This window comes from Arthrobacter sp. P1_B4 (genome assembly GCF_056406555.1).
Genome location: NZ_JBFTZW010000013.1, coordinates 38,605 through 61,174 on the forward strand (window position 1 = coordinate 38,605; position 22,570 = coordinate 61,174).

Below are 22,570 nucleotides of genomic sequence, written 5' to 3' on the forward strand. Positions count from 1 at the left end.
GTCAAGTACCCTTAACAGGTGAACGTACTAGCAATGAGCGACCTCGCCGTGTCCGCCCTTGGCGGCGCCGGCCCCGTCCAGCCGCACCTGGCCTCCTTCCTGCCGGACTGGCTCAACCCCCAGGTTTTCCTGGCGAATCCGGCCTTTGCGCCGTGGGTGGTCCTGCTGGTCTGCGGCATCATCTTTGCCGAGACCGGGCTGCTGATCGGATTCTTCCTGCCTGGGGACTCCATGCTGTTCACTGCCGGGCTGCTCGTGGCCACCGGCACCATCCAGGTCAACATCTGGGTCCTGACCGCGCTCATCATCGTCGCCGCGATCATCGGCAACCAGGTGGGCTACCTGATTGGGTCCAAGGCGGGACCTGCCCTGTTCAACAGGCCCAACTCCAAGCTGTTCAAGCGTGAAAACGTGGATAGTGCGCATGCGTTCTTCGAAAAGCACGGCGGCAAGGCCCTGATCCTGGCCCGGTTCGTTCCGATCATCCGCACCTTCGTCCCGGTGATCGTGGGCGTTGCGCAGATGAGCAAACGCAAATTCTTCACCTACAACGTGATCGGCGCGGTGCTGTGGGGCGGCGGCGTCACGCTCCTGGGTTACCTGCTCGGGGACAAAGTGCCGTGGGTCAAGGACAACCTGGACATCATCTTCATCGCCATCGTGCTGGTCTCCGTGATCCCGATCGCCATCGAGGTCATACGGGGCGCCATCGCCAGGCGCCAGGCCGAGAAGTACGGCACGGACGCCGTGGACGAATTCATCGAAGAGCATGAGCCCGAAGAAGAGCGCCGGACCCCGTAGCGCACTGCCGCAGTAAACGCAGCAGATAACAAGGAAGGCGCCCCACCGTGTGGGGCGCCTTCCTTCGTCCTGAGCCTGGCCGGGCAGGCTACTTCCCGGCYAGGGCCTCGACGATGGCCGGCAGGAGCGCCCGGAACGCATGGCCCCGGTGGCTGATGGCGTTCTTCTCCTCGGAACTGAGCTCGGCGCAGCTGCGTTCCAGCCCGTTCGGCTGCAGGACGGGGTCATAGCCGAAGCCGCCCTCCCCGCGCGGCTCCCGCAGGAGTGTCCCTTCCAGCTGCCCGTATTCCACGACTTCCCGGCTGCCGTCGGGCGAGGACCCGGGCACCGCCAGCGCTGCCGCGCAGACGAACGCGGCCCCGCGGTACCCGTCCGGCACGTCGGCCAGCTGGGCGAGCAGCAGCTGCAGGTTCGCGGCGTCGTCGCCGTGCCGGCCGGACCAGCGCGCCGAGAATATCCCGGGCGCGCCGCCGAGGACGTCCACGGCCAGTCCGGAGTCGTCGGCGATCGCCACGAGCCCCGTGGCCTCGGCCACCGCCCGGGCCTTGAGCAGCGAGTTTTCGGCGAAGGTTACGCCGGTCTCGGCGACGTCGGGGGCACCGACGGCGCCGGCGTCCACCACCTGCGTGTCGACGTCGAGCCCGGGAACCTGGCCGCGGAGCAGCTCACGGAGTTCCCGGAGCTTGCCTTTGTTGTGGGTGGCCAGGACAAGCCGCGGGCCCGGGCCGTCGGCTTCCGGCCGGTCCGCGAGGGGCGTCTCCGTCACGGGGCCTCCGCCAGGGTGTCGCGCTGGATCGCGGCGAGCTGCTCCGTGCCCAGCAGCGCGAGGTCCAGCAGCTTGTTCAGTTCGTCACGGTCGAACGGTGCGCCCTCGGCGGTGCCCTGGACTTCGACGAACTTACCGGAGCCTGTCACCACGACGTTCATGTCGGTCTCGGCGCGCACGTCTTCGACGTAGGGCAGGTCGAGCATCGGGACGCCGTCGATGATGCCCACGGACACCGCGGCGATCGTGTCGATCAGGGGCTGGGCGTTGCGGGCGATCATCTTCTTCTCGCGGGCGAACCGGATGGCGTCGGCCAGTGCCACGTAGGCGCCGGTGATCGCCGCGGTGCGCGTGCCGCCGTCGGCCTGCAGGACATCGCAGTCCAGCACGATTGTGATCTCGCCGAGGGCCTTGGTGTCGATGATGGAGCGCAGCGAGCGGCCGATCAGCCGGGAGATCTCATGGGTGCGGCCGCCGATTTTGCCCTTGACCGACTCGCGGTCGGACCGGGTGTTCGTGGCCCGGGGCAGCATGGCGTACTCGGCCGTGACCCAGCCGCGGCCCTCGCCCTTGAGCCAGCGAGGCACGCCCTCGGTCAGGGAAGCCGTGCACAGGACCCGGGTGTTGCCGAACTCGATCAGGGCCGAACCCTCGGCCTGCTTGGACCAGCCGCGCGTGATGCTGATGGGGCGAAGCTGGTCGGGGGTACGGCCGTCGGCGCGGATGACGGGGACACTGGGAGCTTGGGAAGTCATGCCTTTAGCTTATCGACTCACCCGGTCCCGACCGCGCGGGCCGCCTGCGCGCGCTAGACGGTGTAGTGCACGCCCGCGACGGCGACCGCCACGTCCTTGCCGAAGATCTCCTTGGCCTCGGCCATGACGGTGGTCGGCGACGTCCAGACGGGAATGTGCGTCAGCAGCAGCCGGCGCGCGCCGGCGGCGACGGCGGCCTCCCCCGCCCGCTTGCCCGTCAGGTGCACGTCCTTGATCCCGTCGTCGCGGCCTTCCTCGAACGCCGCCTCGCACAGGAAAAGGTCGGCGTCGCGCGCGGCGTCCTCCAGGCCCGCGCAGGAGTCCGTGTCCCCGGAGTAGCTCAGGACGCGGGTCACGGGCGTGCCGTCCTTGGCGGGCTCGGTGACCTCCACGCGGAGGGCGTAGGCCTCCTCGACCGGATGGTTCACCGCAAAGGGCGTCACTGTGAACGGGCCGACGCTGACCGGCTTGCGCTCGGACCAGTTGCTGAAATCGAATTCCTCGTGCATGCCCGGATCCAGGTCCAGCCCGTAGGCCGTGGCCATCCGGTCGGCCGTCGCGGCAGGCCCCCACACCGGAATCCTGCCCCGTCCCCAGCCGCCCGGCTTCCAGCGCACGGCAACATGGAGCCCGCACAGGTCCATGCAATGGTCCGGGTGCAGGTGGGTGAGGAAGATCGCGTCAATGTCCTCCAGGTCCGTGTAGCGCTGGATGGCGCCGAGCGCCCCGCTGCCGAGGTCCAGGACGATCTTCCAGTTCCGCTCGCCGTCGTTGGCGGTCAGCAAATAGCACGACGCCGGCGAGCCCGGCCCCGGGAAGGAGCCGGTACAGCCCACGATGGTCAGCTTCACAGCAGTGGTCCCCCGCCCGCGGATCCGCCCACGAAGTTGGAGATCCGCGGCCGGCCCGCGCCGGCCCGGGCGGCGGCGATCATCTCCGGGGTGATCCGGGCGAGGCTGCCGGTGGGGTACTGCGCCGCGACGTGGTCCACGTGGCGGACACTGAGGACCTCGGGGCCCAGGAAGCGCCGGGCGAGGTGCTCAAACTGGGCGGCGTCGCCGGTGGCGATGAAATTGTGCTCCGGCGCCGCGGCGTCCGTGCGCTCCAGGCCCCGGGAGGCCAAAGCCCGGTAGACGTCCTTGGCGGTTTCCTCAGCGCTGGAAACCAGCGTGACGTCCTCACCCATAACGAAGGAGATCACGCCGGTGAGCAGCGGGTAGTGGGTGCAGCCGAGCACCACCGTGTCCACCCCGGCGGCAATGAGCGGTGCCAGGTAGTCGCGGGCGACGGCGAGCAGTTCCGGTCCGGTGGTAATCCCGGCCTCCACGTACGGCACGAACGCCGGGCAGGCCACGGACGTGATCTCCAGGTCCGGGGCCGCGGCGAAGGTGTCCTCGTAGGCGCGTGAGCCCACCGTGGCCGAGGTCCCGATCACACCCACCCGGCCCGTCCGGGTCGCCGCGACGGCGCGCCGCACGGCCGGCTGGATCACTTCGATCACGGGGATCCCGTACCGGGCCGTGTACCGTTCGCGGGCGTCACGCAGCACGGCGGCGGACGCGGAGTTGCAGGCGATGGTCAGCAGCTTCACGCCGGAATCCACGAGCTCGTCCATGACGCCGAGGGCGTTGGCCCGGACTTCGGCGATGGGAAGGGGGCCGTAGGGGCCGTGCGCAGTGTCACCGACATACAGGATGGATTCGTTGGGCAGCTGGTCAATGATCGAGCGGGCCACCGTGAGGCCGCCGACTCCGGAGTCGAAGACGCCGATGGGGCGCGACGCCAGCCCGGCATTTCCGGCGCTGCCCGCTGCGGTCTCCGCCGCAGCTGGCGCTGCCGGATCCGTATTTGATGCTGAAGTCATGATTATTCGAGGATAGGGCTTCACTACAGGCACGGCCATCACATTGTGTCCTGCAACTCGTGTCTGATGGGTCACACAGGTTTCCGGCGGATGGGCAAGGCGCGGAAGACCCTGCCTTCCAACCGATCTATGACGCCGTTGCTGGTCGCGTATGGGGCTCCGAGGCACTGGTCAGAGGCTTGACGGGAGAGGGGGCTTTTCACGTCCTGTCCAGAGTCGCACCTGAGCAAAAGTACCGTTTCGACCAGGACTGCCGCGTCAAGGCAATCGAGCTGGCATCGCGGCTGTTTCCTGCCGGTGAGGACTTGATTCTCTCCATCAACTTCATGCCGAACGCGGTGTACGAACCGGCCGCGTGCCTTCGTGCGACGCTGCTTGCAGCCAGGCGTTGCAGCTTTCCGACGTCGTCGATCATGTTCGAGTTCACGGAGAATGAGGAGGTTTCCGACACCGCCCACCTCACGAACATCATCACCGAATACCGCAAGCATGGTTTCACCACCGCCATCGACGACTTTGGTGCCGGTCATGCAGGGCTGGGGCTGCTGGCCGATTTCCAGCCGGACCTGGTCAAGATCGACATGAAGCTCATCCGGGGAATCGACACCAGCCCGGCCTTCCAGGCTGTCGTTGCTGGCATCGTCGGCATCGCCAAGGAGCTCGACATCACGGTGCTCGCAGAGGGCACCGAGACGGAGGCGGAGTTCCGGATTCTGAAGGAGGCCGGCATCCGCTTGTTTCAGGGATATTGGTTCGCAAAGCCGGCCTTCGAGAAGCTTCCTCAGATACAGTCCGTGCCTGTTTCTGACGCCACCGCTGTCGCTTAGCGGCCCTACCTATCGAGCGAGTGCGCCATGGCCTGGACCAGCGACTCCTGCAGCCAGGTGGTGAAGTTGTACACCAGGGCCAGGTAGCTTTCGACGTCCTCGGCCTGGGCCCAGTCCTGCATGAGGTGGATGTTGTCGGCGTCGGCGTCGTCACGGATGTCGAGGCGTTCGGCCAGCACCAGCCGGACATCGTTGAGCGCGGTGGCCCAGTGCCGGGCGTCGTCCGGGGTCAGGACGAGGTTGTCCCGGTCCAGGCTCAGTGCGGCCGCCTTCAGCGCGCCGATCTTGCTTTCGCGCAGCGACCGCTCGGTGTAACGGCGGAACTCCAGGGAGGCGGCGTCGTCGTTCTTCATCACGTTCGGCAACAGCCGCCGCATGGCGCGGTCAGAGGGTTCGCGGGCTTCGGTGTCAAGGCCCACCAGGGCCGCCAGCGGGTCCTCGTTGGCGCGCTGCTCCGGCTCCAGCATGGAGATGACGTCATCGAAAAGGCTGCGCAGCAGCTCCCGCTCGGCCGGCTCCAGATGGCCCTTGATGCCCTTGAGCCCGTACTTGAATGCCTTAGCCACGTTTTCCCTTGCCTTTGCCGGAACCGCCCGCGGTGCCGCCGGTGGCCTTTTCCACCGTCGCCCAGAGGCCGTAGCCATGCATCGCGACGGCGTGCTGCTCCACCTGTTCCTTGCTGCCGTGCGCCACGATCGAGCGGCCCTTCTTGTGGACCTCCATCATCAGCTTGTTCGCTTTCGCCTCCGAGTAGCCGAAATAGCTGCGGAACACATAGCTCACATAGCTCATCAGGTTCACGGGATCGTTCCAGATCACGAGGTTCCAGGGGACGTCCGGGGCGGTCAGGACGTCGCCGGACGTCACTGTTCCGGTCTGGGTACTCTCCCGTGTGTCGGGGCCGAGCGCAACGCTGAGGGTCATCTGTCCATTCTATGGGGATGCACACTAGAGTGAATTTGTGAGTACCTCCGCTGGCTGGGACCGTCCCCGCACGTCCCTGTACACAGACCACTACGAGCTGACCATGCTGCAGGGTGCCCTGCAGTCCGGCGCGGCGCACCGCAAATCGGTCTTCGAGGCCTTCGCCCGGCGGCTCCCGGACGGGCGCCGCTACGGCATCGTGGCAGGCACCGGCCGCCTCCTGGAAGGGATCGCGAACTTCCGCTTCGGCGAGCCGGAACTGGACTACCTGCGCCGGACCAAGGTGGTCAACGACCAGACACTGGAGTACCTGGCCGGCTATAGCTTTTCCGGCGACATCTGGGGCTATCCGGAGGGTGAGGCTTACTTCCCGAACTCCCCCGTGCTGATCGTTGAGTCCACGTTCGCCGAGGCCTGCATCCTGGAGACCTACCTGCTCTCCGTGCTCAACCACGACTGCGCCATTGCCTCCGCCGCCTCCCGGATGATCTCCGCGGCCGGGACCCGCCCGTGCATCGAAATGGGATCGCGCCGGACGCACGAGGAATCTGCGGCCGCCGCTGCCCGGGCCGCGGTCATTGCCGGGTTCGACAGCACCTCGAACCTGGAGGCCGGATTGCGCTATGGGCTGAAGACGGTGGGCACGGCCGCCCATTCCTTCACGCTCCTCCATGACACCGAGCGGGAGGCCTTCGAGGCCCAGATTGCCGCCTTTGGGCCGGACACCTCCCTGCTGGTGGATACGTACGACGTCGAAACGGCCGTCCGCACCGCCGTCGATCTCGCCGGGGACAAGCTGGGCGCTGTCCGGCTGGACTCGGGCGACCTCGTGGCCCAGGCCCAGTGGGTGCGCCGGCTGCTCGACGAGCTCGGCAACGACCACACCAAGATCGTGGTGACCTCAGACCTCGACGAATTCGCCATCGCGGCGCTGGCGTCCGCGCCGGTGGACTCCTACGGCGTGGGCACCTCGCTCGTGACCGGGTCCGGGGCCCCGACGGCGAGCATGGTCTACAAGCTCGTCAGCCGTACCGACGACGCCGGCGATTTCATCTCCGTCGCCAAGGCCGCCAAGAACAAGGCCAGCAAGGGCGGCCGGAAGTACGCGCTGCGCAAGCTCAATGAGCGCGGGACCGCCACGGCCGAAATCGTCGGCGTCGGCCATCACCCGGAGGACGACGGCAACGACCGTCCGCTGCTGCAGCAGTTCGTCAAGAACGGCGAGCTCCTCCCCGGGTGGACGGGCCCGGAGGGGGTCCAGCGCGCGCGCCGGCGCCACGCGGAAACCATGCGGGAGCTTCCCGCGGTGGTCAACCGGCTCCAGCGCGGCGAGGCGGCCATCCCCACCATCTACGAGGAGGACTGAATGTCCCGCGCCTTGATCATCGTTGACGTCCAAAACGATTTCTGTGAGGGAGGTGCCCTGGCTGTCCCAGGCGGGGCAAGCCTGGCCGGGGAAATCAGCGAGTACGTTGATGCCCACCACGGCCAGTTCGACCACGTCGTGGCCACCCAGGACTGGCACATCGATCCGGGTGAGCACTTCTCGGAGAAACCCGATCTCGTGGACAGCTGGCCGCGGCACTGCGTGGCGGGCACCCGCGGGGCCGAACTGCATCCCGATCTTGATCCCGAACACATCCAGGCGTACTTCCGCAAGGGCCAGTTCGCCGCGGCGTACTCCGGCTTCGAAGGGCTGCTGGCCCCCGAGGACGACGTCCCCACCGGTGACCGCCAGCCCGGCGCCATGCCCGTTACCGGCGCCGGAGGCCCCGGAGACTCCGGAGACTCCGACGACTCCGACGACTCCGACGACTCCGACGACTCCGACGACTCCGACAACACAGTGAGTCCCTTCGCGGGCAGTGATTTCGCCGCTGGCGAGGACGCGATCGGGCTGGACGACTGGCTGCAGAGCCACGACGTCGAGGACATCGTGGTGGTGGGCATCGCCACGGACTACTGCGTCAAAGCGACCGCCCTGGATGCCGTCCAGGCCGGCTACTCCGTCACGGTGCTGCGCGGCCTGACGGTCGGCATTGCCGAAGACCTGGACGATGCCGTGGCCGAGATGGAGCTCGGCGGCGTCGATGTCCTCTGAGCCAGTAGACTCGAAATCCTTGCCCCCATCGCCAGTCTTGCCATATCGACAGACCCGTAGAACCCCGGAGTACACCATGAAGAAGACCCTGACCGTCCTGATTGCCGCCGGAGCGCTGCTCGGCGCGGCCGGCTGCTCTGCCACGCCGCAGCTGACCAACGAGGAAACCTGCGCCCGGGTCAAGACCGTGGTCTCCGCCCAGTCGGCCACATCGGACAAGACCGGCATGACCCGGGTCGCCAACCAGCTGCGGCCCATCAAGGCGGCGGCATCCGAGGACCTGCGGGCCCCGCTGCAGACCATCATCGAATACTTCGACGAGTCAGCCAAGCCCTCCCCGGACACCGCCAAGCTCGAGGACATGAAGGCCGACTACACCGCGGCAGGCCAGACCTACGGCCAGGTCTGCGGCGCCGGCCAGTAGCCGAATCAAAGTTCAAAGCAGAGTAAACAGCAGAGGGACCAGTTCACAGTGAACTGGTCCCTCTGCTGTTGCCCGGCGCCTATTGGCCTGAGCCCATAACCCTGTGCCCTTAACCCCGTGCCATAACCGCCTGCGCGGGGCTACTTCCGGCCGATGAACCAGTCCTGGAGCTTGCGCAGGCGGGTCTGCAGCTGTTCCTCGTTGGCCTGGGCGACGGCCGGGCCGCCGCAGACGGTCCGGAGCTTGGTATGGATGACGCCGTGCGGGGTCCCGGTGCGGGCAGACCAGGCCGCGACGTTTTTGGCCAGCTCGGTGCGCAGGTCCATAAGCATCCGGTGGTCCGGCACGGCCGGGGCCGCAGCCGCGGCTGCCTCAGTCTGCGGGGAGCGCCTGTTCTTCCGGTTCAGCTGCTCGTGCTGGCGCTGGCGCAACAGCGTGCCGACCTGTTCAGCGTCCAGCAGTCCCGGGATCCCGAGGAAGTCGAGCTCGTCCTCCGAGCCCACCTCGCCGCCGGTGCCGAATTCGCCGCCGTCGAAGAGCACCCGGTCAAAGGACGCCTGGGAGTCGAGGGCCTCGAACTTGCCCTTCATCAGGGAATCGGAGGCCTTCTCCTCGCGGTTCGCCTCGTCCATGAGCGAATCCTCGGGATTGAAGAGGCCGTCGCTGTCTTCCTTCTCCGGGCGGTCCAGGGCGTGGTCGCGCTCGGCCTCCATCGAGTTGGCCAGGGCCATCAGCTGCGGCACGGAGGGCAGGAAGACCGACGCCGTCTCGCCGCGCTTGCGGGCACGCACGAAGCGCCCCACGGCCTGGGCGAAGAACAGCGGGGTGGAGGTCGAGGTGGCGTAGACGCCGACGGACAGCCGCGGAACGTCGACGCCTTCGGAGACCATCCGGACGGCCACCATCCAGCGCTTCTCGCTGGCGGTGAATTCCTCGATCTTGCTGGAGGCCTTCGCGTCGTCGGAGAGGATGACGGTGGGCGATTCGCCGGTGATCTTCTTCAGCTGGCCGGCATACGCGCGGGCGTCCTCGTGGTCCGTGGCAATGACCAGGCCGCCGGCATCCGGGACGCTGCGCCGGACCTCGCTGAGACGCTTGTCCGCGCCGGCCAGGACGGCGGGGATCCATTCGCCGGCCGGGTTCAGCGCGGTGCGCCAGGCCTGGGATGTGATGTCCTTCGTGACGGCCGACTCCCCGAGCGAGGCGGCCATCTCGTCCCCCGCGCTGGTGCGCCAGCGCATTTGGCCGGAGTAGGCCATGAACATCACCGGGCGGACCACGTGGTCGCGCAGGGCCTTGCCGTAGCCGTAGGTGTAGTCGGCCTTGGAGCGCCGGATCCCGTCCCGGTCCTCGGCGTACTCCACGAACGGGATGGGCGAGGTGTCCGAGCGGAACGGGGTGCCCGTCAGGGAGAGCCGCCGGGCCGCCGGGTCGAACGCCTCACGGAGGCCATCACCCCAGGACAGGGCCTCGCCGCCGTGGTGGATTTCGTCCAGGATCACCAGCGTGCGGGCGGCTTCGGTCTTGGCCCGGTGCAGCATGGGCTTGCTGGCCACTTGGGCGTAGGTCACGGCGACGCCGATGAATCCGCGGCCGTGCTGGCCGTCGGCATTCTTGAAGTTCGGGTCGATCGCGATGCCCACCCGGGCAGCGGCGTCGGCCCACTGGCGCTTGAGGTGGTCGGTGGGTGCCACGATGGTCACGCGGTTGACCACTCCGGAATCGATGAGCATGGACGCCACGCGCAGGGCGAAGGTGGTCTTACCCGCGCCGGGGGTTGCGACCGCAAGGAAATCCTTGGGATGGGTGCTGAAGTAGCTGTCCAGCGCCTCCTGCTGCCAGGCGCGCAGCTTGGGGGCGGTGCCCCAGGCGGCCCGCTCGGGATAGGCGGGGGGAAGCGTGGGTCCGCCGAAAAGTGTCTCCGTCATTAAGGCGCCCTCCATCCGCGCATGGCTGCAGCCGACGGAGAAACCCAATTAAGCACAAAAACACCAATCTTTTTGGATGGACCGTAAGGCAGTACCCGGACAGCATGGACCGGCAATCAGGAAAGCAGAAAATCAGGGGCGCGACGGCGCGCCGCCATAGGGAAGCGCCGTCAGACGACGGCTAACGGAACCTGTTGGTTCCGTTGATTGCCCTTACTTGTCGCCGGAGCCCTTGCCGCCGTCGTTTCCGGGGCGCAGGCCCTCGTAGACTTCCTTGCATTCGGGGCAGACGGGGAACTTCTGCGGATCCCGGCCCGGAGTCCAGACCTTGCCGCAGAGCGCGATCACCGGTTCACCGGTCAGCGCGGATTCCATGATCTTTTCCTTGCGCACGTAGTGCGAGAAGCGCTCCCGGTCACCGGGCTCAACTTCCTGGCGCAGTTCCTCGCGCTCGATCGTGGCCGTTGACGTCCCGGCTCCGGAGAGCTCGCGCATCGGATCGTTTTCGAGAGGATCGGTCATGCTAGTCATGACACCCATCTTAGCCGTTGGAAGGGCGCTGCCGGACCTGCGGGGTGCCGGCGGCGGGGCCTAGAGGCCCTGCCAGGCGGGTTTGTGGTCGTAGCTGTGGCGGTAGTAATCCGCCAGCCGCAGCGACGACGCCGCCGCCTCGTCCAGGAGGATGGTGGCGTGCGGGTGCAACTGCAGGACGGAGGCCGCACAGATGGCGGCGACGGGGCCCTCCGCGAGGTCCCGGACGGCCTGGGCTTTTTGCGCACCGGTGGCGATCAGGATCACGTGGCGGGCATCCAGGATGGTGCCCAGGCCTTGGGTCAGGACGTGGTGCGGCACGTCGGCCAGGCTGCCGAAAAACCGTGCGTTGTCCCGGCGTGTCTGCTCGATCAGGGTCTTGATCCGCGTCCGGGACGCCAGCGACGATCCCGGTTCGTTGAACCCGATGTGGCCGTCCGTTCCGACGCCGAGGAGCTGAAGGTCCACGCCCCCGGCATCGCGGATGGCATCTTCGTAGGCCCGGCAGGCTGCGGGGATGTCCGCCGCCGCGCCGTCGGGCACGTGGACGTTGGCCGGACTGATGTTCACCCGTGCGGTGAATTCGCGGGCGATCACCTCGCGGTAGGACTCCGGGTGGCCGGCCGGCAGCCCCACGTACTCGTCCAGGGCGAAGGCGCGGACCCGGCTGAAATCCAGGCCGGCGCGCTCGTGCCGCGCCGCCAGTTCGACATACACCGGCAGGGGCGTGGAACCGGTCGCCAGGCCCAGGACGGCGTCGGGCTTGCGGCGGAGAAGGGCCTCCACCGCATCCGCGGCAAGCGACGCGATCTGTTTGCTGCCGGGAAGGATGACAACTTCCATGATCCTGCCTTACTGGCCTACCTGGTTTCCGAGTCTGCGCACTCCCAGCATGCACCCGTCAGCGGTTGACAGCCAGTTGTGCCAGCAGCTCCGGCGCCCGCCGGTCCAGCCACGCTCCGCCGGTCCGGACACCGACGGCGAAGAGTGTGAGACCAAGCACGGGTCCGAGGGCCAGCGCGATCCAGCCCGGCACGGAGCTCCCAGTGATGAACTGCGCGGCCACGAGCGCCGCCTCGGGAGCCACGAGGACCAGAAGCACGGCCATGCCGCCGAACTGCACGGCGAGGGTCTGGGCCACGTTGCCCGGCGGCTTCTTGAACGGGCTGTCCCCCGGAAGCGGGACGCTCACGGTGTAGCGCGCCGAGATCACCGAGGCCAGGCCCAGGCCGGTGAAGAGGACGCCGAGGCAGAGGCCCAGGACCGCGGGCAGCTTGTCCCAGTCGCCGGTGAAGAAGAACGGCCCGACGCTGAACAGGACCGCCACCGGCAGCGCAAAGCTCAGGCATGCCAGCGCACGGCCGAGCCTGTCGTCGGCGCCGCGCACCCCCGTTGCCACGTGCAGGGCGAAGGCGGTGCTGTCATAGGAGACGTCCGTGGAGATCGACCACGCCAGGAGGAAGGCCGTCAGCGGCCCGACGAACTGGAACGGGCCGTAGAACCCGCTCTGGCTGCCCTGGAAGAGGAACAGCACCGGCAGGAGCGGAACGACCACGAGCGCGCCGGCGTAGCGGGGATCGCGCAGCCAGTAGTACAGGGACCTCGCGGCGACGGCGGCGGCCGGTGTCGCCGGGAGCAACCCGAACAGGCCCGTGCCGCCAGTCCGCCGCTTGGATGTCCCGGCGTAGGGCGGGGTCACCAGGGCGCGCTGCAGCAGGACCTTCCACGCCAGGGCCAGCCCCGCCAGGGTGGCCGCGGCGATGAGGAATTTCACGGTCGCGGCCGCGTAGCTGCCGGCAGCCAGCTCGCCGCCGAGCGAGAACGCCGCCCCGGCCGGCGTCCAGGACAGGGCCCTGGCCAGGCCGGTCAGGAAATCGCCGGAACCGGCGATTCCCCTCGCGATGCCCGCCACGATGGGCCCCGTGAGCACGAGCGGGATGAGGAAGGCGACTGAGCTGATGTCCTTGAAGCGCCGGGAGCTTGCCAGTCCGGCCGTGGCCGTGGTCACGACCTTGGAGAGAACGATGCAGCTCAGCACGCCCAGCACGGCACCGAGGAGGGCGCCGGCTGCGGCCGGCAGGCTGCGGGACCAGGTGCCCACCGTGGCGAGCGCAACGAGTGAGGTGGCGAGACCTGGTATGCCGATCAGGCCGCCGAGCGCCAGCCCGGCCAGCAGCTGCGGCATGGGCACGGCAAAGGTGGTGAACCGGGCAGGGTCCAGCGTCATGTCCGCGGCGGAGACAGCGACGGGAATGACGGCCCAGCCCAGCAGCGCCGTGGCGCCGCCCAGGACCACCACGGTCTGGGCGAGTTCAATCTCCACCCCGCGCAGGACGAACAGCCCGGCCACGCAAACAGCCACGATTCCCAGGGCATACAGGGCGCCGATCCCGAGGCCCACCAGCTGCCACGGGCTGCGCCGGACGCTGTTGCGCAGCAGGGTCAGCTTGAGCCTCAGAAGGTGCGCAACCATTCCAGCCCTTCCGTGTGGTTCCGGCCGCCCACGAGCTGCACGAAGCGGTCCTCAAGGGTGGCGCCGGCGCGGACTTCCTCCACAGTCCCGGCGGCGAGGACCCGGCCGCCCGCGACGACTGCGACGTGGTCGCACATGCGCTGGACCAGGTCCATGACGTGGCTGGAGACGATGACCGTTCCGCCCGAGGAAACGTAGCGGTCCAGGATGTCGCGGATGTTCGCCGCGGAGATCGGGTCCACCGATTCGAACGGCTCGTCGAGGACCAGCAGCCGCGGGGCGTGGATCAGCGCCGAGGCCAGCGCGATCTTCTTGGTCATGCCGGCGGAATAGTCCACCACCAGCGTGCCGGCGTCATTGGCCACGTCCAGGGCAGCGAGCAGTTCCGCCACCCGCGACGCCACCATTTCCCGGTCCATCCCGCGCAGCAGGCCGGCATAGGTGACCAGCTGCTCGCCGCTGAGGCGGTCGAACAGCCGGACGCCGTCGGGCAGGATCCCCATCAGCTTCTTGGCCTCCAGCGGATGCTGCCAGACGTCGACGCCGTGGACCAGCGCGGTGCCGAAGTCCGGGCGCAGCAGGCCGGTCGCCATGGACAAGGTGGTGGTCTTGCCGGCGCCGTTGGGCCCGACCACTCCGTAGAAGGAGCCGGCCGGAACGTCCAGGCTGATGCCATCGACGGCGATTTTGTCGCCGAAGCGCTTGGCGAGGCCAAGCAGGGACAGGGCAGGAACCGGCGGCGACGACGGACCGGCCGGGGCTGGCTGTCCCTGCTGGCCAGGGGGTTGGAATGTCATGACGCCAGACTAACCGCCGGACGGCGCGAAAAGGATAGTCCGCAAGGCGTACGTTTTCACTCGCGGGAACCGGCACAGCTGTTTCTGGAATGAATGCGGTTCTGGAATGGATGCCGGTTCTAGAACGAATGCCGGGGCAGGGCGCGCTCGTACTGCGGCGGCCACGCGAGGTCATGGCCGAGCTCAAACGCGGCCCGCAGCCACCAGTGCGGATCCCGCAGGGCGGCACGGGCGATGAACACGCCGTCCGCCTGGCCGGTGGCCACCGCGTGCTCGGCCTGCCCGGCGGACGTCAGGAGTCCCACCGTGCCGGTCCTGACCCCGGTTTCGCGCCGGATCCGGGCGGAGAACCCGGTCTGGTAGCCGGGGCCCACGGGAATCTGCTGGTGCGCCACGGCCCCGCCGCTGGAAACGTCCACCAGGTCCACCCCGCGCTCGGCGGCGGCAGCGGCCATCCGGACCGAGGCGTCGGCCTCGATCCCGCCCGGCGCCCAGTCCGAGGCCGAGATCCGCAGCAGCAGGGGCATGGAGTCCGGGATGACCGCGCGGACCGCGTCCACCACGGCAAGCGTCAATCGGTTCCGGCCCGCCTCGTCCCCGCCCCAGCGGTCCGTGCGGTCGTTGACCAGCGGGCTCTGGAACTGGTGCAGCAGGTAGCCGTGCGCGCCATGGATTTCGATCGTGTCGAACCCTGCGTCGACGGCCCGCACGGCGGACGCGGCGAAATCGGCGATCACGCCGTCGATCTGCGCTTCCGTCATGGCCGACGGCGGCGCGTAGCCGTCGAATGCGCCGGTGCCAGGACCCACGGTGTCCCAGCCGCCCTCGGACGCCGGCACGCTGCCCAACTTGCCCGAGAACGGCCAGTAGGAGGACGCTTTTCGGCCTGCGTGCGCCAGCTGGGTGCCGATCTTGGTCTCCGCGGTGCCGTGGCGGTGCACGAAGGCGGTGATGCGTTCCCAGGCTGCGGCCTGGTCGTCGTTGTAGAGGCCGGCGTCGCGGGGGCTGATCCTGCCCGCGGCGTTCACGGCGTTGGCCTCGGTGAGGACCAGGGCCGCTCCCCCGGTGGCAAAGGAGCCCAGATGCATCAGGTGCCAGTCTGTGGGCACGCCCTCCCCCGTTTCCGGGTCGCAGCTGTACTGGCACATCGGGGACACCCAGCCACGGTGCTGCAGCCGCAGGGACCTCAGATCCAGCGGCGCGAAAAGTGCCGATCCCACTAGAACAGCACCCGGGCCAGCCCCTGGCGGGCCTTGGCGACGCGGTCGTCGCCGGTGCCGACGACGTCGAAGAGTTCAAGCAGCCTCACCCGGGCGGTCTCCCGTTCCGGGCCGAAGTTGCGGCCAATGAACGTCACGATCCGGCCAAGGCCGTCCTCGATGTGGCCGCCGGCGATATCCAGGTCCGCAACCCCGAGCTGGGCCTCGAGGTTGTCCGGCTCGTCGGCCGCGAGCCGGCGCAGGGCATCTGCCTCGGGCCCGGAGAGGGCCTGCAGGCGATCCATAAGTTCCACCTGTGCCAGGCCGGCCTTGGCCTCCGCGTCGGCGGGCATCTCGTTCAGGGCCTGCCGGTAGGCGGCGGCCGCGGCCGCGTAGTCGCCGGCCTCGATCGCATCGAACGCCGCCTGGTGCAGCGGCGGCAGTGGCGGCGCCTCCGGTTCCGCGCCACCCGGGCCGCCGGCGCCGATCCGCCCGGTCACGCCGTTGGCGGCCGCGACCTTGAGAAGTTCATCGAACAGGCTGCGTACCTGCTGTTCGTCCGCGCCGCCCTGGAAGAGCGGCACGGGCTGGCCCTTGACCACCGCGACGGCGGTCGGCACGGCCTGCACCTGGAACGCCTGGGCAAGTTCCGGGAACACGTCGATGTCCGCGGCCCCGAGGACCAGCCGGCCGTCGTAGCTCTCGACGATGCCTTCAAGGACGTCCACCAGCTGGCCGGAGCCTGGCGAATAGGAGGCCCAGAGCGCGATCACCACCGGCACCTGGGCCGAGAGGTCCACGAGCTCCTGGAAGTTGCCCTCGGTCACATCCACGCGCAACGGCCGGCCTGCGTGGTCGGCCGGGCCGGATGCCGGGGCCACCGGGGCACCGGCAGAACCGGCGGAGGCCGCCGGGCCGGGGGCTGCGGCGCCGGGACGGGCAGGTTCCGGAGAACTCGGCGCCGGCCGCTGTTTTAGGGCGGAGAGATCGACGGCGCCGCGCAGGTTCAGCGGGCTGGCGGCAACTGGCGGGACCGGGCGGGAAGCTGGCGTAGTCATAGCTCCACTCTAACCATTGAAGTCCCGCCCGGCGCCACCATGCCCGCCGGCGAAGGCTACTTGAAGGACGCCCCGACCAGGCCGCGGGTGGCGGCCACGAGCTTCATCGGATCCTTGGAACCGGCCGGCGGAACATAGACAGCCACGGACTCTGCGAAGTCCAGCACCATGCCGGTGCTGGTCTCCTTGCCGCCGGCCAGGGCGGCCGCGTCGTCGCCGATGGTGAGCTTGTCCCCGTCGGCCTTCGGAGTGCCGTCGAACGAGAAGTTCAGCCGTCCCAGGACCAAGGCCCCGCCGTCAGCGGTTCGGAACACGACAGTGTTGTCCGCGGCCGCCTTGTGCGTGAAGGCGAAGGTGCCGTTGACGCCTGATTTGACGACGTCGGCCTGGTAGGCGAGGGTGTCCGCGATGTAAGGGGAGGACTGGCCTTCGACGAGCTTGTCCTTGAAGGTGGAGTCGGCCTTGGTCAGGCGGTCACCGAGCCCGGCGAGGGCTTCGTCGCCGCTGTACGAGAGCCCGGTCTTGTCCGCGGGCGCCAGCGTCTCCGTACCGGCCCGGCCGATTCCCGGGAATGTGGCACCCGGCTGCAGCGGGGTGCTGCTGACCAGCTTGTAGTTATCCCGCGGGGACTCCTGGGTCAGGGTCAGCAGCTGCGGGACAACGTTGCCCTCGCCCTGCGTCACGGCCATGACCGAGCGCGGCCAGCTGCGCTTGTTGGTGACCACCGTGGTCAGCAGCTTGGTGGAGCGGACAGGCATGCGGGCCTCGTAGGAACCGACCTGCGAGCGGATCTTGTAGTTCTGTGTGCGCACCTGGAGTTCGGACTTGGCCACCCGCGGCGCCAGCTTGGCGGCGTCCTTGGCAGCGTCTCCTGCATCGACGGCACCGGCAACCTGTTCCAGGACGCGGCGGAACTGCGCGTCCAGCAGCACCGGCGCATCGCCGGTCTGGCCCTCGCTGCCCGGGGTCGCGGCGTCGGAGCCCGGGGCGCCGGAGACGGGAGCACTGGAGGCCGGGGCACTGGGCGACGGCGCGGGCGTCTGGCTGGCCTGGGCGGCCACTGACGTTCCGGCGACGGCTGCGGCGGTCAGCACCGCCACCACGATGCCGGAACGGCGCACCGTGCCGGAGCCCTTCTTCTGGCCGGCCGCTGCTTTCTCCGGGCCTGTTTTCTCCGGCGTGGCCGGCTGCGGCGCAGTCTCGGGTGCGGGGGTGCCGGGTGCGGGGGTGCCGGGTGCGGCAGGATCCTGGGTGCTTGCCGTCGAGCCGTCGTCCCCGCGGCGTGCCGCGGCCTTGGCCTGCGCGCGGCGGGCGAACGTGCCGCCGCCGGTGCCGCCGCCGTCGCGGTTGCCTGACTTCGGCTTGAGGATCAGCAGCGCCCCGCCGGCGATGATCAGCAGGCCGCCGAGCACCATGAACGGAATGGCCCACGGCGTGGAGGTGTCGTTCGGGAAAGTCATCGTGATGGAGCCCGGGGCGGGCTTGGTGCCGTCCGCGGCGAGGAGCAGCGACCAGTCGCCGTCGGCCGGCGCGTTCCACGAGTAGTCCATTTCGCCGGTGGCGTTCTCGGTAGTGACCCAAAGATCCGATCCGGCGGGCGACGGCGCGGTAGCTTCGCCGTCGGTATGCGTCAGCTGCAGCGCCTTGCCGTCCTCGGAGACGCCGGCGACGGTGTTGTGGGCCGTCTTGCCCACCCAGGCGTCGACGTCGTCCGGCCGGCCCGCGGCCAGCAGGAAGGCCCCTTCACCCTTGACCGTAATCTTCACGGTCCCGGGGTGCAGAGTCTTCAGCTTCTCGTCGAAGACGGTCAGCGGCGCGGCGGTGCCGGTCGGAGCGGTGGCCGTAATCGTCTCCGGGGGAGCCCAGAACGTCTTCTGGCCAATCCCGGCCAGGAGTGTCAGGAGGCCAAGCAGCACCAGGGCGACTGCAGTCTTGAAACGCAAAATACTACCTATCATCAGCGGACAGTTAGCTTCAATAGTAACCATTTTGTTACCCGCGAGTCAGATCGGGGACCCGGACGGCCCCCAGCGGCGGTGCCCGCGGGGGCGTTTTTCCCCTCTGGTGACAAGCCTGCTGATAGTGTTTGCGGTGATCATCACACCAGTGCCGCCAGTGTGGCGCAGCAAGTAATTAAGGGCATTTAACGCAGTGACTGAACATACGGATTCGTCCTCCGCCGGACCAGAAGAAGCGCAGGAATCCGACAGCCAGGAACCCGGCCCCGAACAACCCGTTTCCAGTCCCCGGCCCACAACCTCGCGCCCCCGGATTGCCGCGGCAAATGTCCTGCTGTCCGCGGCCCGGCGCCTGCGCCAGCCCCTGCCCGGAGCCCAGCCGAGAATCCGCTTCGAGATGCCCCCGGAGCACGAGGCCGGGGCCGAGGAGACGTCAGCGGCCGATGCCCGCTTCGGCAGTCCCGGTCCGCGCATGTCGGCCCAGCACCCCCTGTATATGGGCTTCATGGGCACGGTCGGCGTCGGCTTCGCCCTCTTGGTCTACTGGATCGGGTCAAATACGACGCAGTTGCTCTTGTGGATCATCACGGCGCTCTTCATCACCCTGGGGCTGGACCCGGTGGTGCGCTGGCTCGAACGCCGGAATGTCCCCCGGGCCGCCGGCATCCTCCTGTCCGTGTCCACCCTGGCACTCGGAGTCGCCGCATTTTTTGCCACCCTGATCCCCACGATCGTGCAGCAGGTGACGCAAATCGTGCAGCAGGCGCCCAAGTGGGTCCAGGAGTTTATTGACTCGGAATTCTTCCGGAGCGTCGACAGCCAGTTCGGCATCCGGGACCGGATCAGCCAGGAGCTGGAGAAGTTCGTGAACAACCCGGACGCCATGGGCGGCATCTTCGGCGGTGTTGTGGGCTTCGGCTCCACCGTGGCAAACGGACTGTTCGGCGCACTGATCGTGCTGGTCCTGAGCCTGTACTTCCTCGGTGCCCTGCCTGCCATGAAGAAGTGGGGCTACCGGCTCGCGCCGCGCTCGCGCCGGGCCCGGGTTGAAGCCCTGTCCGAGGAAATCACCGGTTCGGTGGGCAACTACGTGATCGGCCAGGCCGCCGTCGCAGTGCTGAACGCCACGTTCGCGTTCATTGTGATGTCGATCATCGGCGTACCGTTCGCCACGCTGCTGGCGTTCGTGGTGGCCCTGCTGGCGTTCATCCCGCTGGTGGGCGGCATGATTGCCGGGTTCCTGGTGACAATCGTGGCACTGACCGCCGGCTGGCAGACCGCGCTCGTCTTCGCCATCTGCTATTTCGCCTACCTCCAGTTCGAGGCTTACTTCATCTCACCGCGCATCATGCAGAAAGCCGTGGCGGTGCCGGGCGCCGTCGCCGTCATCTCGGTCATCGCCGGCGGCAGCCTGCTGGGCGTCCTCGGAGCCCTGATCGCCATTCCCACCGCGGCGGCCATCATGCTGCTGGTCAAAGAAATCCTCATCGCGCGCCAGGACAGCCGCTGACAGTTCCGCCTGGCGGATTTTCGCACTGAAACAGGACAGCCGCACCGTGGTCCACGGTGCGGCTGTCCTGTTTCGGTGCGGTTTTTTCCTTTGCGCCGTTGGCGGCTCAGGCGTGTGCCGTGGCGACCGGCCCGTCCCATTCCTGCGGAAGCACAGTGCCGGCACGCCCTGTGGCGCCGCCGGGGATGACCTCATCCACGATTTCGTTGAGAACCCGCCCGGCGTACTTCTCCCCCACCCACAGGTGCTTGGCGCCGTCGACCCCCAGCACCTGCGCCTGCGGCACCAGCGCGAATCTCGCGGCCGCAGCCGCCGGCTGCAGGTAGTCGTCGTGCTCGGGGACCAGGACCTTCAACGGCTTGCCGGCCTCGGCCCATTCCTTCAGGTGCACGTCCGTGGCCCGGTGCAGCGGGGGCGAGAGCAGCACAGCCCCCTCGATTTCCGAGGCGACGGGCTCGGTAGCGCCGTACATCAGGGCCAGCTCGGTGCCGAAGGACCAGCCGACCAGCCACCGGTTTGGCAGGCCGCGGTCCACGGCGAACTGCACCGCGGCCTCGACGTCGAGACGCTCGCCGACGCCTTCCTCGAAGGCTCCCCCGCTGGTTCCCCGCGGCGATGAGGTGCCGCGTGTGTTAAAGCGCAGGACGGCGATTCCCGCGAGGGCTGGCAGCCGGTAGGAGGCCTTGCGGTAGACGTGCGAATCCATGAAGCCGCCGTGCGTCGGCAGCGGGTGCAGCGTGATGAGTGTTGCCTTGATTCCGCCGGTTTCCGGGACGGCGAGCTCGCCCACCAGCCGGTGCCCGTCCGACGTGCGGAGTTCGACGTTCTCGCGGCGGGCCGGCAGGACCGTGGAGGCGCGGATGGCAGTGGGAGCAGAGGGCTGGGTGAAGACGTAGGACGCGGGATCAAAGCTCATGCTGACCAGCTTAGCGATACCGGTAGCTCCGCGAAGTCCAGCAGTTGCTGTGCCAGTGGCGCCGCTCGGCGAGACCCGCGGCGGCGCCAAAGAGATGGTCCTCGGACCAGACCACCAGGTGGGCGATTCCCGGCAGCACGGCGGTGGAGCAGCCCGGGCAGATGTAGGTCTTCTCGGCGCGGCCCGCGGTGATGGGGCGGACCATCCATTCGCCGTCCGGTGCGCTCTCCCGGCGGGCGAAACCCGAGCGGGCGCGCTCCAGGTCAAGTTCCGGTGCCGGTCCGTGCTTGGCTCCGGCGGCTTTGCTCTTTCCGGGCGCTGTGCCCTTGCCGGAGCCTGTCTTCGCAGAACCGGCGCGGCGGGGTCGGTTGGAACGGGGCATGCCTCCATTCTGCCCCAGTCCGGCTGCCGCCCGTTGCCGGGCCGCCAAGCCGCCGCCCGCGCAGGCGGTAGAGTTGACCGGGTGCGTTTAGTCATAGCCCGCTGCTCCGTTGATTACGTCGGCCGCCTCAAAGCCCACCTGCCGCTGGCCACCAGGCTGCTGCTGGTCAAGGCCGACGGTTCGGTCCTGGTCCATTCCGACGGCGGGTCCTACAAGCCGCTGAACTGGATGAGCCCTCCTGCGTCCCTGCGGGTCTCCACACCCGATGAGGTCGACGTCGAGGTCGGCGTCGTCGAACAGTGGACGGTCCAGTCGGCCAAGACCGATGACCGGCTCATCATCAACATCCACGAGCAGCTGCACGATACCTCCCACGAACTGGGCCAGGACCCCGGCCTGATCAAGGACGGCGTCGAAGCGGACCTCCAGCGGCTCCTGGCCGCCCAGATCGAACTGCTGGGCACCGGGTTCTCGCTGATCCGCCGCGAGTACTTCACCGCGATCGGCCCCGTGGACATCCTTGCCCGGGACGCGGATGGCGCCACCGTGGCCATTGAGCTCAAGCGCCGGGGGGACATCGACGGCGTCGAGCAGCTCACCCGGTACCTGGAACTGCTGAACCGGGACCCGCTGCTGGCCCCTGTCCGGGGAATCTTCGCAGCCCAGCAGATCAAGCCGCAGGCCAAGGTCCTCGCCAAGGACCGCGGAATCGACTGCGTGACCCTGGACTACGACGCCATGCGCGGCGTTGACGACAGCGAATCCCGGCTCTTTTAAGCACCCTGCGGCAGGCTTTCCGTGGCGGCGATTCGCGTTAAGACGTTCTTTGCACAATTTTTATGCAATTCTTCCGTTCGCCCGTTGACCTGACGCAAGTGTCATGAAATTCTTATACGAGTCTTTGTGTAGGTGTTTTTCATGCTCGCAAGACATGTTGCGAGCGTGAAGCTCCTGCCGCCACGGTCCGTGAATCCGGTTCCGTTGCCAAAGGTTCTTCTCGCAGAGTGACCAAGTCCGGTGCGAAGTGCGCCGGATTTATTCAAGATCCACAATGAGGAGAAACAAATGGCTCAGGGAACCGTCAAGTGGTTCAACGCAGAAAAGGGCTTCGGCTTCATCACCCCGGATGACTCCGATGGCGATGTCTTCGTTCACTACTCCGAGATCCAGACCGGTGGCTTCAAGACCCTCGACGAGAACCAGCGTGTTCAGTTCGAGATCGGCCAGGGCGCCAAGGGCCCCCAGGCCACCGGCGTAACGCTGGTCTAGTCTGCCGCCGGGAAGTGCTTTAGGGCATTTCCGGCACCAGGAATGATCCCCGGCATTAGTGCCGGGGATCATTTTTTTGTGCATTCT

At 68.1% G+C, this 22,570-nt stretch carries 24 protein-coding genes; 8 read left to right on the forward strand and 16 right to left on the reverse strand.

Annotation, left to right across the window (positions count from 1 at the left end; genetic code table 11):
• The first annotated feature begins 33 nt into the window (after positions 1–33).
• Positions 34–801, forward strand: a complete 768-nt coding sequence (locus AC1D1W_RS07995) for a VTT domain-containing protein (RefSeq protein ID WP_243181326.1) — start codon at positions 34–36, stop codon at positions 799–801.
• A gap of 88 nt (positions 802–889) precedes the next feature.
• Here AC1D1W_RS07995 and rdgB read toward each other — a convergent pair whose 3' ends face one another.
• From rdgB to murI, 4 genes are read right to left on the reverse strand one after another with little or no spacing between them, the layout of a single operon-like run.
• Positions 890–1,567 carry an RdgB/HAM1 family non-canonical purine NTP pyrophosphatase gene (gene rdgB, locus AC1D1W_RS08000; RefSeq protein WP_243181275.1) on the reverse strand — a complete coding sequence of 226 codons (678 nt, stop codon included), beginning with the start codon at positions 1,565–1,567 and terminating at the stop codon, positions 890–892.
• On the reverse strand, positions 1,564–2,322 hold the full coding sequence (rph, locus tag AC1D1W_RS08005) for a ribonuclease PH (RefSeq protein WP_028276043.1): 759 nt from the start codon (positions 2,320–2,322) through the stop codon (positions 1,564–1,566). The genes rdgB and rph overlap by 4 nt, the downstream gene beginning before the upstream one ends.
• Before the next feature lie 53 nt (positions 2,323–2,375).
• A complete protein-coding gene (locus tag AC1D1W_RS08010) occupies positions 2,376–3,173 on the reverse strand; it encodes an MBL fold metallo-hydrolase (RefSeq protein WP_243181274.1) in 798 nt (265 codons plus the stop codon).
• Positions 3,170–4,186, reverse strand: a complete 1,017-nt coding sequence (gene murI / locus AC1D1W_RS08015) for a glutamate racemase (protein ID WP_028276045.1) — start codon at positions 4,184–4,186, stop codon at positions 3,170–3,172. Before murI ends, AC1D1W_RS08010 begins: the two co-directional genes overlap by 4 nt.
• Before the next feature lie 59 nt (positions 4,187–4,245).
• On the opposite strand from murI, the gene AC1D1W_RS08020 reads away from it, so the two are divergent.
• Positions 4,246–5,013: an EAL domain-containing protein gene (locus tag AC1D1W_RS08020; RefSeq protein ID WP_476943390.1), complete on the forward strand. Its 768-nt coding sequence runs from the start codon at positions 4,246–4,248 to the stop codon at positions 5,011–5,013.
• 5 nt (positions 5,014–5,018) lie between these two features.
• Here AC1D1W_RS08020 and AC1D1W_RS08025 read toward each other — a convergent pair whose 3' ends face one another.
• Positions 5,019–5,579, reverse strand: a complete 561-nt coding sequence (locus tag AC1D1W_RS08025; protein WP_243181272.1) for a DUF2017 domain-containing protein — start codon at positions 5,577–5,579, stop codon at positions 5,019–5,021.
• Positions 5,572–5,937 carry an ATP-dependent Clp protease adapter ClpS gene (clpS, locus tag AC1D1W_RS08030; protein WP_243181271.1) on the reverse strand — a complete coding sequence of 122 codons (366 nt, stop codon included), beginning with the start codon at positions 5,935–5,937 and terminating at the stop codon, positions 5,572–5,574. Before clpS ends, AC1D1W_RS08025 begins: the two co-directional genes overlap by 8 nt.
• A gap of 37 nt (positions 5,938–5,974) precedes the next feature.
• On the opposite strand from clpS, the gene AC1D1W_RS08035 reads away from it, so the two are divergent.
• From AC1D1W_RS08035 to AC1D1W_RS08045, 3 genes are all read left to right on the forward strand, one after another.
• Positions 5,975–7,303 carry a nicotinate phosphoribosyltransferase gene (locus tag AC1D1W_RS08035; protein ID WP_459385190.1) on the forward strand — a complete coding sequence of 443 codons (1,329 nt, stop codon included), beginning with the start codon at positions 5,975–5,977 and terminating at the stop codon, positions 7,301–7,303.
• Positions 7,304–8,038 (forward strand): isochorismatase family protein, encoded by a 735-nt coding sequence (locus tag AC1D1W_RS08040; protein WP_476943391.1) that lies wholly within the window; start codon positions 7,304–7,306, stop codon positions 8,036–8,038. It abuts the gene before it with no gap.
• Positions 8,039–8,114: 76 nt separating this feature from the next.
• Positions 8,115–8,462, forward strand: a complete 348-nt coding sequence (locus AC1D1W_RS08045; RefSeq protein WP_223915998.1) for a hypothetical protein — start codon at positions 8,115–8,117, stop codon at positions 8,460–8,462.
• A gap of 140 nt (positions 8,463–8,602) precedes the next feature.
• Here AC1D1W_RS08045 and AC1D1W_RS08050 read toward each other — a convergent pair whose 3' ends face one another.
• From AC1D1W_RS08050 to AC1D1W_RS08085, 8 genes are all read right to left on the reverse strand, one after another.
• Positions 8,603–10,390 (reverse strand): DEAD/DEAH box helicase, encoded by a 1,788-nt coding sequence (locus AC1D1W_RS08050; protein WP_079554437.1) that lies wholly within the window; start codon positions 10,388–10,390, stop codon positions 8,603–8,605.
• A gap of 213 nt (positions 10,391–10,603) precedes the next feature.
• On the reverse strand, positions 10,604–10,921 hold the full coding sequence (locus AC1D1W_RS08055; protein WP_370122952.1) for a DUF3039 domain-containing protein: 318 nt from the start codon (positions 10,919–10,921) through the stop codon (positions 10,604–10,606).
• 60 nt (positions 10,922–10,981) lie between these two features.
• Positions 10,982–11,764 (reverse strand): glucosamine-6-phosphate deaminase, encoded by a 783-nt coding sequence (gene nagB / locus AC1D1W_RS08060; protein ID WP_028276050.1) that lies wholly within the window; start codon positions 11,762–11,764, stop codon positions 10,982–10,984.
• A gap of 58 nt (positions 11,765–11,822) precedes the next feature.
• A complete protein-coding gene (locus AC1D1W_RS08065) occupies positions 11,823–13,394 on the reverse strand; it encodes a transporter (RefSeq protein WP_243181267.1) in 1,572 nt (523 codons plus the stop codon).
• Positions 13,376–14,191, reverse strand: coding sequence for an ABC transporter ATP-binding protein (locus AC1D1W_RS08070; RefSeq protein WP_476943392.1), 816 nt, complete (start codon positions 14,189–14,191; stop codon positions 13,376–13,378). The genes AC1D1W_RS08065 and AC1D1W_RS08070 overlap by 19 nt, the downstream gene beginning before the upstream one ends.
• A gap of 119 nt (positions 14,192–14,310) precedes the next feature.
• On the reverse strand, positions 14,311–15,411 hold the full coding sequence (locus AC1D1W_RS08075) for an NADH:flavin oxidoreductase/NADH oxidase (protein WP_243181265.1): 1,101 nt from the start codon (positions 15,409–15,411) through the stop codon (positions 14,311–14,313).
• The gene (locus AC1D1W_RS08080) at positions 15,411–16,448 is read right to left on the reverse strand and encodes a co-chaperone YbbN (RefSeq protein WP_476943393.1); all 1,038 of its coding nucleotides are present in this window, start codon (positions 16,446–16,448) and stop codon (positions 15,411–15,413) included. The genes AC1D1W_RS08075 and AC1D1W_RS08080 overlap by 1 nt, the downstream gene beginning before the upstream one ends.
• Before the next feature lie 56 nt (positions 16,449–16,504).
• On the reverse strand, positions 16,505–18,406 hold the full coding sequence (locus tag AC1D1W_RS08085) for a hypothetical protein (protein ID WP_476943394.1): 1,902 nt from the start codon (positions 18,404–18,406) through the stop codon (positions 16,505–16,507).
• Positions 18,407–18,599: 193 nt separating this feature from the next.
• Here AC1D1W_RS08085 and AC1D1W_RS08090 point away from each other — a divergent pair, with 193 nt between their 5' ends.
• On the forward strand, positions 18,600–19,916 hold the full coding sequence (locus AC1D1W_RS08090; RefSeq protein ID WP_439954134.1) for an AI-2E family transporter: 1,317 nt from the start codon (positions 18,600–18,602) through the stop codon (positions 19,914–19,916).
• 106 nt (positions 19,917–20,022) lie between these two features.
• Here AC1D1W_RS08090 and AC1D1W_RS08095 read toward each other — a convergent pair whose 3' ends face one another.
• Together AC1D1W_RS08095 and AC1D1W_RS08100 are read right to left on the reverse strand one after the other, a co-directional pair.
• Entirely contained in the window at positions 20,023–20,832 is an 810-nt protein-coding gene (locus tag AC1D1W_RS08095; RefSeq protein ID WP_243181262.1) for an alpha/beta hydrolase, read from the reverse strand.
• A 10-nt stretch (positions 20,833–20,842) separates the two neighbouring features.
• Positions 20,843–21,214, reverse strand: coding sequence for a hypothetical protein (locus AC1D1W_RS08100; RefSeq protein WP_028276058.1), 372 nt, complete (start codon positions 21,212–21,214; stop codon positions 20,843–20,845).
• Between the two features lie 81 nt (positions 21,215–21,295).
• Between AC1D1W_RS08100 and nucS the strand changes: the two genes are divergently transcribed.
• Both nucS and AC1D1W_RS08110 read left to right on the forward strand, forming a co-directional pair.
• Positions 21,296–21,991: an endonuclease NucS gene (nucS, locus tag AC1D1W_RS08105; protein WP_026266819.1), complete on the forward strand. Its 696-nt coding sequence runs from the start codon at positions 21,296–21,298 to the stop codon at positions 21,989–21,991.
• Between the two features lie 288 nt (positions 21,992–22,279).
• A complete protein-coding gene (locus AC1D1W_RS08110) occupies positions 22,280–22,483 on the forward strand; it encodes a cold-shock protein (RefSeq protein WP_011692441.1) in 204 nt (67 codons plus the stop codon).
• The last annotated feature ends 87 nt before the right edge of the window (positions 22,484–22,570 follow it).

Bases quoted from the DNA above. Each gene is read 5' to 3' on its own strand.
- AC1D1W_RS07995 (WP_243181326.1), top strand. From the start codon at position 34: ATGAGCGACCTCGCCGTGTCCGCCCTTGGCGGCGCCGGCCCCGTCCAG.
- rph (WP_028276043.1), bottom strand. From the start codon at position 2,322: ATGACTTCCCAAGCTCCCAGTGTCCCCGTCATCCGCGCCGACGGCCGT.
- murI (WP_028276045.1), bottom strand. From the start codon at position 4,186: ATGACTTCAGCATCAAATACGGATCCGGCAGCGCCAGCTGCGGCGGAG.
- clpS (WP_243181271.1), bottom strand. From the start codon at position 5,937: ATGACCCTCAGCGTTGCGCTCGGCCCCGACACACGGGAGAGTACCCAG.
- AC1D1W_RS08040 (WP_476943391.1), top strand. From the start codon at position 7,304: ATGTCCCGCGCCTTGATCATCGTTGACGTCCAAAACGATTTCTGTGAG.
- AC1D1W_RS08045 (WP_223915998.1), top strand. From the start codon at position 8,115: ATGAAGAAGACCCTGACCGTCCTGATTGCCGCCGGAGCGCTGCTCGGC.
- AC1D1W_RS08050 (WP_079554437.1), bottom strand. From the start codon at position 10,390: ATGACGGAGACACTTTTCGGCGGACCCACGCTTCCCCCCGCCTATCCC.
- AC1D1W_RS08055 (WP_370122952.1), bottom strand. From the start codon at position 10,921: ATGACTAGCATGACCGATCCTCTCGAAAACGATCCGATGCGCGAGCTC.
- nagB (WP_028276050.1), bottom strand. From the start codon at position 11,764: ATGGAAGTTGTCATCCTTCCCGGCAGCAAACAGATCGCGTCGCTTGCC.
- AC1D1W_RS08065 (WP_243181267.1), bottom strand. From the start codon at position 13,394: ATGGTTGCGCACCTTCTGAGGCTCAAGCTGACCCTGCTGCGCAACAGC.
- AC1D1W_RS08070 (WP_476943392.1), bottom strand. From the start codon at position 14,191: ATGACATTCCAACCCCCTGGCCAGCAGGGACAGCCAGCCCCGGCCGGT.
- AC1D1W_RS08080 (WP_476943393.1), bottom strand. From the start codon at position 16,448: ATGACTACGCCAGCTTCCCGCCCGGTCCCGCCAGTTGCCGCCAGCCCG.
- AC1D1W_RS08085 (WP_476943394.1), bottom strand. From the start codon at position 18,406: ATGATAGGTAGTATTTTGCGTTTCAAGACTGCAGTCGCCCTGGTGCTG.
- AC1D1W_RS08095 (WP_243181262.1), bottom strand. From the start codon at position 20,832: ATGAGCTTTGATCCCGCGTCCTACGTCTTCACCCAGCCCTCTGCTCCC.
- AC1D1W_RS08100 (WP_028276058.1), bottom strand. From the start codon at position 21,214: ATGCCCCGTTCCAACCGACCCCGCCGCGCCGGTTCTGCGAAGACAGGC.
- AC1D1W_RS08110 (WP_011692441.1), top strand. From the start codon at position 22,280: ATGGCTCAGGGAACCGTCAAGTGGTTCAACGCAGAAAAGGGCTTCGGC.